Source organism: Pseudocolwellia sp. G5-9 (assembly GCF_055808995.1).
Window position 1 is genome coordinate 4,033,771 of the sequence record NZ_CM147893.1, and the last position, 16,619, is coordinate 4,050,389.

At 34.9% G+C, this 16,619-nt stretch carries 20 protein-coding genes; 15 read left to right on the forward strand and 5 right to left on the reverse strand.

Translation table 11 applies throughout. The features are described 5' to 3' along the window. Positions 1-67: 67 nt before the first annotated feature. The 10 genes from AC0L5Q_RS17470 (at position 68) to AC0L5Q_RS17515 (ending at position 9,074) form a co-directional block, all read left to right on the forward strand. A complete protein-coding gene (locus AC0L5Q_RS17470; protein ID WP_473612231.1) occupies positions 68-889 on the forward strand; it encodes a flagellin N-terminal helical domain-containing protein in 822 nt (273 codons plus the stop codon). An 85-nt stretch (positions 890-974) separates the two neighbouring features. Next, complete coding sequence (locus AC0L5Q_RS17475; protein WP_473612234.1) at positions 975-1,451, forward strand: flagellar protein FlaG; 477 nt, start codon at positions 975-977, stop codon at positions 1,449-1,451. Between the two features lie 42 nt (positions 1,452-1,493). Beyond that, positions 1,494-2,858, forward strand: a complete 1,365-nt coding sequence (fliD, locus tag AC0L5Q_RS17480; protein WP_473612237.1) for a flagellar filament capping protein FliD — start codon at positions 1,494-1,496, stop codon at positions 2,856-2,858. A gap of 48 nt (positions 2,859-2,906) precedes the next feature. Further along, the gene (gene fliS, locus AC0L5Q_RS17485; RefSeq protein WP_473612241.1) at positions 2,907-3,341 is read left to right on the forward strand and encodes a flagellar export chaperone FliS; all 435 of its coding nucleotides are present in this window, start codon (positions 2,907-2,909) and stop codon (positions 3,339-3,341) included. A gap of 1 nt (position 3,342) precedes the next feature. Next, positions 3,343-3,684, forward strand: a complete 342-nt coding sequence (locus AC0L5Q_RS17490) for a hypothetical protein (RefSeq protein WP_473612245.1) — start codon at positions 3,343-3,345, stop codon at positions 3,682-3,684. A 44-nt stretch (positions 3,685-3,728) separates the two neighbouring features. Then, on the forward strand, positions 3,729-4,715 hold the full coding sequence (locus tag AC0L5Q_RS17495; protein ID WP_473612249.1) for an NAD-dependent 4,6-dehydratase LegB: 987 nt from the start codon (positions 3,729-3,731) through the stop codon (positions 4,713-4,715). A gap of 38 nt (positions 4,716-4,753) precedes the next feature. Further along, entirely contained in the window at positions 4,754-5,917 is a 1,164-nt protein-coding gene (gene neuC / locus AC0L5Q_RS17500) for a UDP-N-acetylglucosamine 2-epimerase (RefSeq protein WP_473612252.1), read from the forward strand. A gap of 85 nt (positions 5,918-6,002) precedes the next feature. After that, on the forward strand, positions 6,003-7,097 hold the full coding sequence (gene neuB / locus AC0L5Q_RS17505) for an N-acetylneuraminate synthase (RefSeq protein ID WP_473612255.1): 1,095 nt from the start codon (positions 6,003-6,005) through the stop codon (positions 7,095-7,097). A gap of 226 nt (positions 7,098-7,323) precedes the next feature. Further along, positions 7,324-8,373 carry a nucleotidyltransferase family protein gene (locus AC0L5Q_RS17510; RefSeq protein WP_473612258.1) on the forward strand — a complete coding sequence of 350 codons (1,050 nt, stop codon included), beginning with the start codon at positions 7,324-7,326 and terminating at the stop codon, positions 8,371-8,373. Beyond that, a complete protein-coding gene (locus AC0L5Q_RS17515) occupies positions 8,373-9,074 on the forward strand; it encodes an acylneuraminate cytidylyltransferase family protein (protein ID WP_473612262.1) in 702 nt (233 codons plus the stop codon). The genes AC0L5Q_RS17510 and AC0L5Q_RS17515 overlap by 1 nt, the downstream gene beginning before the upstream one ends. On the opposite strand, the gene AC0L5Q_RS17520 is transcribed toward AC0L5Q_RS17515, so the two are convergent. Further along, entirely contained in the window at positions 9,071-10,015 is a 945-nt protein-coding gene (locus AC0L5Q_RS17520; protein WP_473612265.1) for a hypothetical protein, read from the reverse strand. The two genes, AC0L5Q_RS17515 and AC0L5Q_RS17520, sit on opposite strands and share 4 nt — an antisense overlap. 185 nt (positions 10,016-10,200) lie before the next feature. Between AC0L5Q_RS17520 and AC0L5Q_RS17525 the strand changes: the two genes are divergently transcribed. The 5 genes from AC0L5Q_RS17525 to AC0L5Q_RS17545 all read left to right on the forward strand — a co-directional run bounded on the left by AC0L5Q_RS17525 (position 10,201) and on the right by AC0L5Q_RS17545 (position 14,307). Then, positions 10,201-11,988, forward strand: a complete 1,788-nt coding sequence (locus AC0L5Q_RS17525; protein ID WP_473618327.1) for an acyl-CoA dehydrogenase C-terminal domain-containing protein — start codon at positions 10,201-10,203, stop codon at positions 11,986-11,988. A gap of 229 nt (positions 11,989-12,217) precedes the next feature. Then, complete coding sequence (locus AC0L5Q_RS17530) at positions 12,218-12,952, forward strand: 1-acylglycerol-3-phosphate O-acyltransferase (protein WP_473612268.1); 735 nt, start codon at positions 12,218-12,220, stop codon at positions 12,950-12,952. Further along, positions 12,952-13,302, forward strand: a complete 351-nt coding sequence (gene rraB, locus AC0L5Q_RS17535) for a ribonuclease E inhibitor RraB (RefSeq protein WP_473612271.1) — start codon at positions 12,952-12,954, stop codon at positions 13,300-13,302. Before AC0L5Q_RS17530 ends, rraB begins: the two co-directional genes overlap by 1 nt. Positions 13,303-13,323: 21 nt before the next feature. Next, positions 13,324-13,482: a hypothetical protein gene (locus AC0L5Q_RS17540; protein WP_473612275.1), complete on the forward strand. Its 159-nt coding sequence runs from the start codon at positions 13,324-13,326 to the stop codon at positions 13,480-13,482. Positions 13,483-14,085: 603 nt separating this feature from the next. After that, entirely contained in the window at positions 14,086-14,307 is a 222-nt protein-coding gene (locus AC0L5Q_RS17545) for a TIGR02922 family protein (RefSeq protein WP_473612278.1), read from the forward strand. A gap of 67 nt (positions 14,308-14,374) precedes the next feature. On the opposite strand, the gene ccmE is transcribed toward AC0L5Q_RS17545, so the two are convergent. The 4 genes from ccmE to ccmB are packed head-to-tail and all read right to left on the reverse strand — an operon-like array spanning position 14,375 to position 16,586. Continuing rightward, on the reverse strand, positions 14,375-14,866 hold the full coding sequence (ccmE, locus tag AC0L5Q_RS17550) for a cytochrome c maturation protein CcmE (RefSeq protein WP_473612281.1): 492 nt from the start codon (positions 14,864-14,866) through the stop codon (positions 14,375-14,377). Beyond that, the gene (gene ccmD / locus AC0L5Q_RS17555) at positions 14,850-15,134 is read right to left on the reverse strand and encodes a heme exporter protein CcmD (protein WP_473612283.1); all 285 of its coding nucleotides are present in this window, start codon (positions 15,132-15,134) and stop codon (positions 14,850-14,852) included. Before ccmD ends, ccmE begins: the two co-directional genes overlap by 17 nt. Beyond that, entirely contained in the window at positions 15,134-15,880 is a 747-nt protein-coding gene (locus tag AC0L5Q_RS17560; RefSeq protein ID WP_473612285.1) for a heme ABC transporter permease, read from the reverse strand. The genes ccmD and AC0L5Q_RS17560 overlap by 1 nt, the downstream gene beginning before the upstream one ends. Before the next feature lies 1 nt (position 15,881). After that, on the reverse strand, positions 15,882-16,586 hold the full coding sequence (gene ccmB, locus AC0L5Q_RS17565; protein WP_473618328.1) for a heme exporter protein CcmB: 705 nt from the start codon (positions 16,584-16,586) through the stop codon (positions 15,882-15,884). Positions 16,587-16,619: the final 33 nt, after the last annotated feature.

Here is a 16,619-nt window from a genome sequence, read left to right on the forward strand (position 1 = left end):
AGTGAAGTTAAGTACATTCACTTTAAATTAATTCAGATAGGGCTTTGTAAGTCCGAAGGAGAATAACATGGCTTTAGTAGTTAATAGTAATGTTCAATCATTGAACTCACAGCGTCAACTTCAAAACTCAACTAATAGTTTAGCTGATAACTTTGAGCGTTTATCTTCAGGTAAACGCATTAACAGCGCAAAAGATGATGCGGCTGGTCTACAAATTTCAAGTCGTTTAACGGCGCAAATTAATGGCTTAAACCAAGCATCACGTAACGCTAACGATGGTATTTCATTAGCGCAAACTGCTGAAGGCGCGTTAGATGAGTATACAAATACATTACAACGTATGCGTACATTAGCAGTACAATCAGCTAACGGCTCAAACAGTACTGCGGATAGAACCGCACTTGATGCTGAATTTGGTGAGTTAGAACTTGAACTTACGCGAATTTCAGATCAAACTTCATTTGCTGGTGAAACGCTTCTCGATGGCAGTTTTACCAATAAAGCATTTCAAATTGGTGCTGATGGTGGGCAAACAATTACAGTATCAATTGGTCAAAACTTTGATGCAGCAACTATTTTATCAACAGGTGCTGCAACTATCGCTACAGATGTTGGCGCTACGTCAGCAATCGGATTAGTTGATAATGCGTTAGTAAAAGTGAATACTGTACGAGCTGATTTAGGTGCAAAACAAAATCGCTTTTCTTCAGTTATTCGTAGTAACGATAATACAGCGCAAAACTTATCAGCATCACGCTCACGTGTATTAGATACTGATTACGCGGCAGAAAGTGCAGCATTAGCGAAGAGCTCAGTGTTACAACAAGCATCAAGCTCAATGTTAGCTCAAGCAAATCAACAGCCGCAAATAGCATTGTCATTACTGTAGGTTTTACTTAAAAAGTAGTAACAGAATAATGACACTCCTACTTGAGTGTCATTTTCGTATATAAAATTTGAAATTGGAGGTGCCCATGTCTATTAATATTGCTAATAACAGCCCTATAAATATGGCAGATGATCTTAATCAATTGAATAAAAATACTAAATCATCCCCTGATTTAGCAATTGAAAAAGGCAAAGCATTTGAAGATTCAGCTACAAAAGAAACAACTTTAAAGCTTAATAAAGTTGCCGAATTACAAAGAGTAAAAGAGTTAGAAGAGCAATCAATTGAAGATAAATCTAGTGAAAGCTTAGCTGAAGAAGCGAGTATAGTTTCAGATGCAATGAAAACAATATCTGAATTTATTAACATGCCGATCAGAACAGTTAACTTTACTCAAGACGATGGCTCTGATAAGACCGTGATTAAAATTTTCGATTCAGAAAATAATGAATTGATAAAACAGTTCCCTTCAGAAGAAATTCTTTCTATTGCCCAACGAATTGTCGAGCTTAGAGAAGACGTAAGTAAAAAAACTGGTATACTTCTTGATGAGAGTATCTAAAACATTTAGATGATAGGTGTTTAATATATAGGAGACAGCATAATGAATATTACACAAGCAGGAATAGGCTCAGGATTAGATCTTGAATCAATTATAGAGGCTTTCGTAACCGCAGAATCTGTCCCACAAGAGATACGATTACAGGAAAAAGAAGATCGCTACAATACTGAATTATCAGGTATTGGTAGCTTAAAATCTGCTTTGTCTACTTTTGAAAGTAGCGTAAACGAATTAAAGGATATTGATAACTTTAATCAACAGACTGTTACAGTATCAGGCGATAATTTCTCTGCTACAACTAATGGTTTTGCTACATCAGGTTCTTTTGACGTTGAAGTCATACAACTTGCAAAATCCACAAAAATACAAACAACGAATTTTGCAGACTCCTCTACAACTGTTGGTGCAGGTACGTTAACCTTTAATTCTGCCAATGGTGATACTTTTGACGTTACTATAGACGCAGCTGATGATTTATCGACTATCCGCGATAAAATTAATCAAGGTACAGGAAATTTTGGTGTTAATGTTACTCTCGTTAATAGTGATAACGGTACATTTTTAACTTATACAGCAGCCGATACAGGTACAGATAACGCTTTAACGGTAACTTCTGGTGACGCAGCACTTAGCGGTTTATCTACATCTGCTTCTGAAATAGTAACTGCAGATAATGCTATTATTGAAGTTGATGGGAATGTTATTACAAACTCCACTAACGAATTTAAAAATAATATTGAAGATGTGACTATTGTAGCAACAAAGGTTAGTGATGCAGGCGTTACCTCAAAGTTAGATGTTACTCAAGACACTAGCGTAGCAAATACACTCATTACTGATTTTGTTGCTGGATATAATGCTTTAGTTGATAATATGATAGGGCTAGGAGCCCCTGTACAAGGGCGGTTAGCCTTTGATGCCGACTTACGTTCAATGCGCGGACAGTTGTCCGATATTGCTATTAATCAAGTAGCAAGTTTGGCAGGTAATTCTATTCAGTCGTTAAATGATATAGGTATATCATTTAATAAAGAAGGCCGACTCGAAATATCAACAGTTGCAACAGGTTCATTAAAGAGTGGTGCAGAGAAATTATCAGACGCTATTTCAAATGACATAAATGGAGTTGGCGAGCTTTTTGCTAGTACAGATGGTATCGTCAGCCAATTGACAGCGTTAATTGATAACTATAATGGTGGTGATGGTACATTAACTAAAAGACAAAGTGCATTGAATGAAAATTTATCTGGAATTGCAGATGAATATACCGCATTAGAGACTAAACTACGTGATTATGAAGATACACTACGTAAAAGGTTTTCTTTTCTTGATTCGTCGGTAGCTCAGTATAATGCAACAAGTGACTGGTTGACTTCAGCATTAGCGTTACCAGAGTCAAACAGCTAGTTTTATTTTAGTTATCTAACCACAATATAGGTAAAAGAGGTACTCAAAATGAGACAAAGTCTACAAGCATATAAAAAAGTTAATATTGACAGTAATATTTTAGCATCTGATCCTCATAAAATTATTGTGATGATGTTTGACGGCGTATTACAGAGTATGTCGCAAGCAAAAGGTGCTATTGAAAGAAAAGATTTTGCTTTAAAGTCTACAGCTATGACCAAAAGCATTAATATTCTAAATGCCTTACGTAATTCGTTAGACTTCACATCAGAGCCCGTTATTTCTCAACGATTCGATGATTTATATGCTTATTGTATCGATCAGCTACACGGCATCAGTGTAAATTTAAATGCTGAAGGTATTGATGAAGTGTTTAATTTATTAAAACCATTAAGAGACGCATGGTTTGATATGCCTGAAGAGTCTAAAAAAGAAGGCATATCATTACTTGAAGAACGTAATAAATTAACACAAGGTGCATAATGTGTTTTTTGTTGAGCTATCTGAAAAAATTATTGCGCTAACTGAGCAAGTAGAGCAGTTAATTGATAATAAAAATGAAGAACATTGTTCAGCGCTTTTATCTCAACGTCATAGTTTGCTTGTTGAGCTACATGAAAAGGTAACACAAGAAGCAAACAAAAATGATACTGTCGATATTGAAATGATGGATAATTATCATCATTTTTTAACTACCATTCAACAGCGAGATAACGTTTATCTCACCCATCTAGATGCTGCTAAAAAAGAAGTTATGAAAGCTCTTAGTCTTCAAGTTGTTGGTACTAAAGCTGTATCTGCATACAAAAATGTTATTATAGATTAATACATACTCTCAAAATTCTTATACCTATTTAGGTGATTATATCTATGAATAATAAAACTGTATTAATTACGGGGGCTGATGGGTTTATTGGCTCTCATTTAACCGAATTACTGGTTAAAGAAGGGTATAAAGTCAAAGCGCTTGTTCAATATAACTCTTTTACTTCTTGGGGATGGTTAGACGGACTTTCTTGTATTAATCAAATAGAGGTTATTTCCGGAGATGTTAGAGATCCTAGCTTTTGCCAAGCAATCACTAAAAATGTAGATATTGTTTTTCATTTAGCGGCTTTAATTGCTATTCCTTATTCTTATGTGGCCCCCCAAAGCTATGTTGAAACAAACGTTACAGGCACCTTAAATATATGCCAAGCCTGTAAAGATAATAATGTTGAACGAGTCATTCATACATCGACGAGCGAAGTTTATGGTACGGCGCATTATGTACCCATCGACGAGAAACATCCGTTACAAGCTCAATCCCCCTACAGTGCTTCTAAAATTGGTGCGGATGCTATGGCAATGAGTTATTTTAATGCTTTTGATTTACCTTTGACTATTGCTCGACCATTTAACACTTATGGTCCGAGGCAATCTGCACGTGCTGTTATTCCAACTATCATTACTCAAATAGCAAATGATGTTAAATCTATTAAGTTAGGTGATGTTTCACCTACTCGCGATTTTAATTATGTTGAAGATACTTGCCGTGGATTTTTGGCTTTAGCACGATCAGATAATACGATTGGTAAAACTTTAAATATTGGATCTAACTTTGAAATTAGCGTTGGCGATACGTTAAATTTAATTAAAAAAATAATGAAGAGTGACGTTGCCTTTATTCTTGATGATCAAAGACTAAGGCCTGATAAGTCTGAAGTGTTTAGGTTGTGGTGTGATAATAGTGAAATGATTAAACTTACAGGATTTAAACCGTCATATAATATTGAACAAGGTTTAGAGGCTACAATTGAGTGGTTTTCAAATCCAGATAATTTGAAAAAATATAAGCATAATATTTATAACGTGTAGTCAGTAGTCATCATTAATTCTTAAAAGGCTTTATACGAGTGAGTAATAAAAAAATAGCAGTATTTACCGGAACGCGTGCTGAATATGGTTTACTCTATTGGATCCTTAAAGGGATCTCAGCCTCAAAACATGCTGAGTTACAACTATTAGTTGGTGGAATGCATCTTTCTTCTGAGTTTGGTTACACGGTTAATCAAATTGAAAAAGATGGTTTTGATATAACAGATAAACTTGAGTTCTTACTATCTTCAGACAGTCCTGTGGGTATTTCAAAGTCTTTAGGATTAGCAGTAATAAGTGCAGCAGAGAGCTTTGCACGAAATAAACCAGATGTTGTTGTTATTTTAGGGGACAGATTTGAAGCTTTGGCCATTGCCCAAGCGGCAATGATTGCCGCTATTCCTATTGCCCATATTCATGGCGGAGAAATAACTCAAGGTGTCATTGATGATTCTGTTCGTCACGCTATTACAAAAATGTCTTATTTACATTTTACCTCAACCGAAATTTATCGTAAAAGAGTCATTCAATTAGGAGAGCAACCCCAAAATGTATTTAATATGGGAGCTCCAGGAATAGATAACATTAACAAACTAACGTTAATGGAGTTGGATGAACTCGCTAGCTCATTACAAATTCAATTAAGTCATCCATTCTTTTTAATTACCTATCATCCCGTCACTTTATTGGCAGATAAAGCCGATGAAGAACTAAAATGTTTACTGAGTGCTTTAGATAAATTTCCTCAATACCAAGTGATTTTTACTTATCCTAATGCTGACACCTACGGGCGTAATTTAATTGAAATATTAAAAGCATATCAGCAAATAAATCCCAAACGTACATTCTTGCTCGAATCCATGGGGCAATTACGTTACTTATCTGCCATGAAACTTGCTAGTTTGGTAATAGGTAATTCTTCAAGTGGAATTATTGAGGCTCCTTCGTGCAAAGTCGCAACAGTAAATATTGGCGATAGGCAAAAAGGGCGGTTATCAGCTGAAAGTGTTATTCACTGCAAAGGTGATGAAAGCTCTATTTATCAGGCTATTCAATATGCACTATCTGAAAAAATTCAAAGTACATTAGATCATGTTATTAATCCGTATGGAAATGGTCAAGCATCTGAAAAAATAGTACAGCAATTGGTTGACTGTGAATTAGTACAGCATACACAAAAAGTTTTTTATGACCTTAACTGATGATGTTTTCTTGGAATTAGATAGTGGCTTTTAATTGTGTTAGTTAAGCTTTGAGTGAATCAATGTTATTGAAAGAGATGAATTAATGGAAACAAGTAAGGTTTTAATTATTGCTGAAGCCGGTGTGAATCATAATGGTGATGAACACCGTGCTTTTGAACTTGTTGATCAAGCAGTCGCAGCTGGTGCTGACTGCGTTAAATTTCAAACATTTAAAGCTCATAACTTAGTAACGAAAACAGCTAGTTTAGCTGATTACCAAAAAGAAAATGGTGTTAAAGAAAACTCTCAATTTGCTATGTTGAAAAAGTTAGAATTAGGTTTTGATATCCATGTTAAATTGGTTGAGTATTGCCAACAAAAAAACATTACTTTTCTTTCAACAGCATTTGATTTTGAAAGCTTAGATTTCTTAATCAATGTTTTAAAATTACCTATGTTAAAAATACCTTCTGGCGAAGTGACTAATGCTCCTTTTGTATTAGCGCATGCTCATAGTGGGAAGCCGCTTATAATTTCAACCGGTATGTGTAGTTTAGATGAAGTTGCTAAAGCATTAAGCGTAGTAGCATTCGGGCTTTGTAATGTTGAAAATAATACATTAGATAATACGCCGAGTGAGAAAGCTTTTAAACAAGCCTTTGCATCAGAACAAGGTCAACGACTATTAAATCAACACGTTACCTTATTACATTGCACGACTGATTATCCTGCCGCCCCTAAAGATATTAATTTGCATGCTATGAATACACTTAAAGACTCGTTTTCAGTTAAGGTGGGCTATTCTGATCATAGCGAAGGAATTGTCGTGCCTATTGCGGCTGTGGCTAATGGTGCGTGCGTTATTGAAAAACATTTCACGACGGATAAAAATTTGCCAGGTCCTGATCATAAAGCATCGTTAGATCCCACTGAACTAAAAACAATGGTAGACGCTATTCGACTAGTAGAACAAGCGATGGGAACAGGAATTAAAGAAGCCACAACTTCAGAGCTAAAAAATAAGCTAGTCGCGAGGAAAAGCTTAGTTGCTGGGCAACGTATTAAGCAAGGGGATAAATTAACACCTGAAAATATTCATATTAAACGTCCAGGTTCTGGTAAATCACCATATGAATATTGGGATTTACTTAATACGCTTGCTACAAAAGATTATGAAATAGGCGACTTATTAATCTGAGTCGTTTTTTATAAATTTTCCTCTAAAATCTTCATCACTCTAGGTATAAAAAATGCTTAATAAATAGAATAAATGTATACCGTGTTTTATTTTCAGCGCTATACTTAAAATATTTATTAAAATCAGTGGAATAATACCTGTTCAATGATTGATATTGGTATAACTAACTCGTTATGACTGTAAATTGGTTTAGCGTGTTTATGATAAACATTGATAAAGAGGTTATATGACTCAACTTTGGAAAAACATCTTAGTTCCACCTTCTACAACGATGGAAGAAACCATTAAAGTTATTGATCTTGGTGCATTAAAATTAGCGCTAGTTGTTGATTCAGATGAAACCTTGTTAGGTGTTGTAACCGATGGAGATATCAGGCGGGCATTAATTCGACATCAAAGTATGGATACAGCCATTATCGATGTTATGAATAAAAGCCCTTTAGTTGCTGACGTAAATACGACAAAAGCACGCTTGTTATCGTTAATGAAAAAAAATTCCCTCATTGCTATTCCTTTAATTAAAAATAATAAATTAGTTGGTTTAGAAACATTAGAAAAAATTGTTTATAAACCGACTTATGAAAACCCTATATTTTTAATGGCGGGAGGTTTTGGTACCAGATTGCGCCCATTAACTAATGATTGCCCAAAGCCATTACTGAAATTGGGTGGAAAACCTATTTTAGAAACGATTATAGAAAATTTTGTCAATTCAGGTTTTCATAATTTTTATATCTCTACACACTTCCTATCTGAAAAAATAAAAGAACACTTTGGTGATGGCTCTGATTGGGGAGTCAATATTGAATATGTTTATGAGGAATCTCCTTTAGGTACAGCAGGAGCTTTAGGGTTATTGCCTGATAGTATGCCCAAATTACCTGTCATTATGATGAATGGTGACTTACTTACTAAAGTTGATTTTGAACATTTACTTTCATACCACTTAGATCAAAAATCTTTGGCGACTATGTGTGTAACTGAATATGAATATCAAGTGCCTTATGGAGTCGTAGAGTCTGTTGGAAATCAAGTGGTCAGCATGGTAGAAAAGCCACTTCAACGACATTTTATTAATGCGGGCATCTACGTAATTAATCCTGAATTAATTGCGCAAGTTGAAAAAAACCAAATCATTGACATGCCTACATTAATAGAGCAAAAAATAGCAGAAAACCACAAAGTTTCTATTTTTCCTATTCATGAATATTGGTTAGATATTGGAAAAATGAACGACTTTAATCAAGCACAAATAGATGTAAGAGATAAGTTTTAATGATACTAAAGAAACGTTTATTTGCTTTTATTGGTGCTAGAAGTGGCTCAAAAGGTTTGGTCGATAAAAACATTAAAATGTTTCATGGTAAACCCTTAATGGCATGGACGATTGAAGCTGCACTAAACTCTCAATATATTGATAAAGTGTTTGTCTCTACTGATAGTAAAAAGTACGCTGAAATTGCTAAACAATATGGTGCAGAAGTTATTGATAGACCTGAACACTTATCAAATGATGATTCCTCTTTAGCTGAAGCTCTACAACACGCTTATGAACAAATAAAAACATTACATGGAGAGTTTAATATAGCACTAAATCTGCAAGCGACGTCACCGTTAAGAACATGTAAGCATATTGACGAAGCCATTGAGCTTTATACATTGCGTGATAACGAAGAGTTACGTCTTTTTTCGTGTTATCAACTGGAACAAAAATATGCATGGATCATGAAAGGTGATAAGCAGGGTTATGCGCACTTTGTTGATAACAGTGAACAAATAAAAACGCATCATGCTCGACAAAAAAATGCTGCCATCTATATGCCTAATGGAGCTATATATATACTGCCGACGAATGATTTATCTAAGTTTTATAATGATACATCAATTCCATATGTCATGAATCAAGCAGAATCTATAGATATTGATACTATTCAAGATTTTGAGTTAGCTGAACAGGCTTTTTTAAGCATTCATTAATGAAACTTCTCAGCAGTATATTGCCCTTGTATTATCGCTAATTCTGACGTTTGATTTAATGTACCTAAAGGTAACAATGCTGGCCCTGTTGGTTCAGCTAAAAGATAGGTTGTGCCGTCTAACGTTATTGTTACTTCATCTTCTCTTGCCAATACATCTATGCCAATTAACGCATGGTTATCGATAAAAATTAACACCATTTTTATTCTTGGCATGAGGGATCTTAATATAGCTGCTGTGAGAGTCACTTTACTATCGCAATCTCCTTGGTTTTCCCACAATAGCTTTAAGGGGGGATTAAAACCTGAACCGGAAGATTCAACTCTTGAGTTTAGTGTTGAATAAGGAATATTTTGTACAAAAGCCAAAACATGATCTGTTGCTTTACGAATGTTTTGTATAGAAACCGTTTCTAAAATTAACGGTTTCATTGGTTTCAAGTCATCAGCTGATAACGAGGCAAAGGTTACATGATCAGGTTTTATTGCTTGTATATTATCGTAAGTTGTAAAGGTGTGATACCAATTAGCTTGTAGGTATTGTTGAGTAAACTCACTATGCAAAGTTAATATTTTTTCTTCGGTATCATTCACTAATGCTAGGTCGCTGCCTTTAACGGTAATGCTTCCTGCTTTCTTATCATAATTAATTTGAATGTTTGCAATAGGGTTTTTATTCAAATACCTCATGATTTTATTACTAATTTGCCGTGCAGCTAATTTAGGTTTATAGGTACGGAAGTTTCTAAACTTATTGAATAGGGCTGCCTTCTCTAACGAAAAGACTATAGATTGCGCTTTTTTCTGATGATCTTCCCATTGATAATTAAATTGGTAAAAATCACCTTTTTCTACTTTACTGAAATGAAGTTGTTTTGCTGCAGCGTTATAAGTAACACAACATAATAATATTAATATAAACAGTTGCTTGGGGTTACTCATCGTACATGTTTACTCATAACGCTATTTATCATTAATTTAAGCACTTGTTGTGATGCTAAGCAAGTCGTTATATCACGTGAAGTGTACTTTGCTTTTAATAAATATTTGGCGTAGTATTAAAACAGGTGTTTTAATTGCTTGTTTAAATATTGCGATTAATTATAAAAAACGTTTTATTTTCGGAGATGATTGTGGCTGATTACCAAGTACCTTTAAAAGATATGAATTTTTTGTTGTTTGATGTATTTAAGTCAGAAACGTTATGGCAAAACTTGCCTAAATTAGCTGATCATGTAGATCGTGAAACAACTGAAGCAATATTACAAGAATGCGCAAAAATAGCAGAACAAGAAATTGCTCCACTTTCACGAATAGGCGATGAAACAGGTGTTAATTTTAATAATGGCACAGTAACAACGGTTCCAGGTTACAAAGAAGCCTTTGCAACATACGTAGCGGGTGGATGGACTGCCTTAGGTGGTGATGTCAACTATGGAGGCATGGGAATGCCTAAAGTTGTAACAGCTTTCCACGAAGAAATGCTGTGCTCAGCCGACATATCTTTTTCATTATATCCAGGACTTACTGCTGGCGCGGGTTTATCGTTGGCTAAGCATGGTAGTGAGGAGTTGAAGGAAAAATATTTAACACGTATGTATTCCGGTGATTGGACCGCAACAATGTGTTTAACTGAATCTCATTCAGGTACCGATTTAGGTTTAATTAGAACCAAAGCAATACCTCAAGATAATGGTAGCTATAAAATCACAGGTAATAAAATATTTATTAGCGCGGGTGAGCATGATTTAGCTGAAAATATTATTCACCTTGTCTTAGCTAAGTTACCAGATGCACCAGCAGGACCTAAAGGTATTTCTCTTTTCTTAGTGCCTAAATTTAAGGTGAATGATGATGAAACCTTAGGTGAAGCGAATAATGTAACTTGTGGTTCTATTGAGCATAAAATGGGTATTCATGCTTCCGCTACCTGTGTAATGAACTTTGACGAAGCTGAAGGTTATCTTATTGGCGAAATCAATAAAGGCTTAAATTGCATGTTTACCATGATGAACTTTGAACGCATTGGCGTTGGTATTCAAGGTATAGGAGCTGCAGCTAAGTCTTATCAAAATGCTCTTGAATACGCTAAAGATCGTTTGCAAGGTCGTTCATTAACGGGTGTTAAAAACCCTGATGGCGTAGCTGATTCAATTATGGTTCATGGTGATGTGCGCAGAATGCTATTAAATATGAAAGCATTAACTGAAGGCTCAAGAGCTTTATCAACTTACATTTCAATGCAATTAGATATATCAACATACGGTGAAGGAGAGCCGCAGAAAAAAGGTGAAGCGTTAGCGGCGTTAATGACACCTCTTGCCAAAGCTTTTTTCACTGACATGGGATTTGATAGTACAGTTGCGGGTCAGCAAGTATTTGGTGGCCATGGTTTTATTCGTGAATGGGGGCAGGAGCAACTAGTTCGTGATACTCGTATTGCTCAAATATACGAAGGAACAAACGGCGTGCAAGCTATGGATTTACTCGCTCGTAAAGTTGCAGGTAGTAAAGGTGAGCTAATGAAGATCTTCCTTCAAGAGGTAAGGGATTATATTAACGCGACTAAGCATGAAAACATGAATCAATTTATTGCACCGCTTTCAACATCAATTGATGAATTAGAAGAACTCACTCATTATGTTTTAAGTGCCGCACATAAAAATCCTGAAGAATTAGGTACAGCAGCAAACGATTATTTACATGTGTTTGGTTATACAGCAATGGCTTTCATTTGGGCTAAAATGGCGGAAGAGGCTTTTAATAAAGAAAGTTCTGGCGATAGTTTTTACCAAAGCAAAATTAAAACCGCACAATATTATTTTGCAAAACTACTGCCTCGAAGAGCATCACTTATTGAATCAATAAAAGCGGGAAGTCATACCTTGTTTGATATAGAAGATGAACTTTTTTAAAAACTAAATGGTTGGTTATAATTTTAATGCTCATAAGTGATTCTTATGGGCATTTTTTATATACATTATAAACGAAGCTATGTACTCCTTAACATTGATATGCTTCTAGCCAAAAAGCGTAAATTTATTACTGTTAATACTCTTGCGAAAATAGTGTTATTAACTAATTCACTATTTGGATTAGTTAAGGGTTATACTAGCGCCCATAAATTTTATGTGAGATGTAACTTTGTTAGCGTTTTTTCGAATATTATTAGTAACCATTGCTTTGGTTTTTATATGTGTTGTTTCTTGTATTTTTTGCTTATTTAGACCTTTCCATAAAAATAATGCACATTTAACTTGTCGTTACTTAGCTAAAGTTACAACATTATTAGGTGTAGAGGTTGAAGTTAGGATCCCAGAGTCAGTTAAGCATATTGATTCTGTGGTGTATATTTGTAATCACCAGAATACTTGGGATATGTTTACGTTAGCAGGTGCTGTTAGGCCAAATACGGTAAGTGTTGGCAAAAAAAGCCTTATATGGATGCCTTTTTTTGGACAAATGTATTGGTTAACAGGTAACATTCTAATAGATCGTAAAAATAGTAATAAAGCTAAAAATACTATTGCACAAACGGCGAGTAAAATTAATGCAGACGGACTATCTGTTTGGCTTTTCCCCGAAGGTACTCGTAGTTATGGTAAAGGTATTTTACCTTTTAAAACAGGGGCTTTTAGAACAGCACAACAAGCCAATGTTCCTATTGTTCCTATTTGTGCAAGTAGTTCGGCTGATATAAAATTGAACCGCTGGAATAACGGAAAAATAATAATTCAATTTTTAGAACCTATTCACATAAATACACAAAATAGCGAGAGTATCAAATCTGTAACTCAAAAAGCCCAGCTAATGATCACTGAAAAATTTAATGAACTGAACGAAGAAGTACAACACAGTTATAGCAATGAGACTAAATAATGATTGAAGATGAATTACAACAATGGTTAACCCATACTGAAAACTTAATTGCAGATCTTATTGCAGACGAAACAAATGAAGACGTAGATCATACTATTGAACATCATTTTTCTAGTGCAAATTTTGAGTTGTTAGAAGCTGCAGCGGTAACAGCTTTTAAGAAAGGGTATGATGTAGAAGAGCCTGAAGAAGCAGAAACTGACAGTGGTGAAAAGGTATTTGCCTTTGATATTATTACAGAACAACCTCTTGAGGTAGATATCATTTCAGATGAGACTAAAATTATGTATCAGTTAGCTAAGCAGTGTAAAGTGGACTATGATGGTTGGGGTACATATTTCGAAGAATAGAATATACCAAGGAGTTATTCGATGGATTGGATTAATAATATTATAGACCCTGCGATTTTATCGCTTTTAATTCCAATTATTGCAATTGTAGGTGCGTTTAGTCTTTCTGCTTTTAAAGCACATCATAAGCATATTGAGAGAATAGAAAAAATAAAACAGGGAATGGATCCTGATTCTTAAATTTTAGATTAATATTAGTCTCACTACTGCGTTTCATGCCCCTTGATGAAGCGCTGAAATAAATATTTGCTATGGGACGAATTTTTCGTCGTATAAAGTAGTGATTTTATTACTGGGATTTGCATACATTTTTTAAGAAATAAAGGAGCTGATATTTCGCTCCTTTTTAGTTATTAATTACAGCTCATCAATCAACTTCTATGTTACCCCTACTATCAATATTCATTTTACTGAATAATTAATTTTTATACCAAACGCATTAATGAATTGACCATTTAAACGAGTACAAATGATCAATTGGTTATTGCGATTGGTATTACTCATGGAGCTTCGTAAATTCCTGAATTTCACTTCTTATCTTTTTTAACCAATAACCTCAAGTTATTGTCTTATAGCTTTTTATTTATTTTTAAATTGTATGCAATTTATTGCTAGTAATTTTTATTAAAATAGTTAACTATAAGTTCAAATTTTTAACTGCCTATGTATCCAAAACTATAGACTTGTCTATAATTAAAATAACCTAAAAGGATGTTCGCCTAGATATTTATTAGTTGTATAGCTGAAAAGTAACTCATTCAGCTAAGTAGATTAGGAACAATAATGACACATCCATCTCAACGAAAAGTTACTGTAATATATTATACTGAAGGATCGCTTGAGCTAAAACATGACGTTAAAACCTTTGAAGAAAACATGAATGGTAGGGTTATTATTCCAAATAACTTTAAAGAGAATAAATCTATTATTGCTGTATGTGATGGTGAAATAGAGATTTTAAATAAAGTAGGTGAACGTATTTTGTCAGTAAAATACACCGCCTAATCTTTAAAAATATGAAAGGTAATTGTGATGGTAAATATATAACCATAACAGTTACCTTTTTTAGTGGTTAATAACCTTTAGATTCAGTGTGAGGTGTAGTTGAGTCAGCTTCTAGTTCTTTAGGCATATAATTTTCATCATGTTTAGCTAACACCTCTGTGGCTTCAATGACATAACTATCAGTATTCAATACACCATTTGCGACAATACCTTGTCCTTCTCTGAATAGATCAGGCAATATTCCATCATACTTTACAGTAACCATAGGTTCATTTTCATCAAAAGTAATAGGCATTTTCATGTCTGCTAATTTAAACGCTATTTTTAAACTATTCTCATCTCTTTTAACGCTACCAGGTACGACTAACCCACCAATTCTTAAACGTTGTCCATCGATCGCTTTGATACCAGAACCTTCTTTACCATTATAAATTTCTGAAGGTTTGTAAAACAGATCAATGTTTTGACTTAATGCATATAACACGAGTCCTGAAACAACGCCTAAACCTATTAGGATAGAAGTGACAATAGTTAAACGTTTTTTACGGCGTGGATTCATTTTCTTCCTCGGATACAGCTAAAGGGGATAGGGATTCTTGCTTATTTTTTTGAGTTTTTTCTTGGGCGCTTTGTTGCAATTTAGCTGCTTCTTTACGCTTAATTTCTCTTAGATAACGTTGAGCAATATGCTGAACAGTTTGTTGGTGCTTTTGTTTGCTAAACACAATAAGTAATAAAATAGCTAACGCGGCAACACCATATGAAAGCCAAACGTAAAAGCCGTAACCGCCCATATCAAAAAAGGCGCTAATACTTTCAAACTGCATTATTTACCTCCTTCAGCGAGTACTAATTCTTTTACCCAAGGGCGCATACTGTTTCTTGATAAAATCTCACTTCTAAAGCGGATACACGTTATCACTATAATGAGAAAAATAAAGCCCATATAACAAAATATAAATGGCCATAGCATATCTATTGTCATAGAAGGTTTGCCCATTTTACTGACTGTTGCACCTTGGTGTAATGTATTCCACCATTCAACAGAGTACTTTATGATTGGAATATTGATAACGCCTACCAAGGTTAATATGCCAGCGGCTTTACCTGCTAACCCTTTATCCTCAAAAGCGTTATGAAGTGCTATTACACCTAAAAACAAAAATAATAAAATGAGTTGAGAGGTTAGTCTAGCATCCCAAATCCACCAAGTACCCCACATAGGTTTCCCCCACGCCGCACCAGTAACTAAAGACACAAAAGTAAACACAGCGCCAATCGGTGCTAAAGCAGCAGCAGAGGCATCAGCAAGCCTTAACTGCCAAACAATACTGCATAATGCTGCAATGGCCATCCCAACATATATTCCCATGGATAATGTTGCGGTGGGGACATGAATATAGAAAATTCTGAAACTATCACCTTGTTGATAATCTGCAGGTGAAAAAAGCAAAGCCCAAATTAAACCAACAGTAAGCAAGGCAATTGTTAAATAGCTAAACCACGGAATTAACCTACCCGTTAGGTGGTAAGTGGTTTCAGGGTTTGCGTAAGGGTGTAGCCATTTCCACATGTTAGTTTGTACTCACTTTTAAAGCTGATGATACGGCAAATGGTGCCAAGGTAAGGGTACTAAAAAATAGCGCGGCAATTATAGCAAGTTGCCCTGTAAAAGGTAAGTTCATCGACGCGCTATCAATTGCACTCGTTGCAAAAATTAATACTGGAATATATAAAGGCAAGATTAATAAACTTAACAACACGCCACCTTTTTTAATGCCTACCGTTAGCGCAACGCCTATCGCGCCAATCAAACTTAATACCGGTGTGCCTAATAAAAGCGTGAGCATTAAAGCACCATAACTGTGTTCGTTTAGGTGTAAAAGTACGGCGAGTAAAGGCGCAATAAAAATAAGAGGTAAACCGGTTAATAACCAATGTGCGGTAATTTTAGCTAACACTAAAACAAAAATAGGGTGTGGGCTTAATAACATTTGCTCTAACGAACCGTCATTGTAATCAGATTTAAACAATCGATCTAATGACAAAAGTGTTGATAACAATGCTGCAACCCAAATAATACCAGGAGCTATACGCGATAATGTATTTATTTCAGGACCAATTCCAAGAGGGAAAAGCGTAATAACAATAACAAAAAACAAGATAGGATTTAAAATGTCGTCTTTATGTCTAAACGCTATCGTGAGATCTCGTTTTAATACCAGCATAAACGCTGAACGATAAGATAAGCTATTTAAATGTTGAGTGTTATTTACCATTGATTGTGCCATTAATTGGGCCATTGCTCAGTT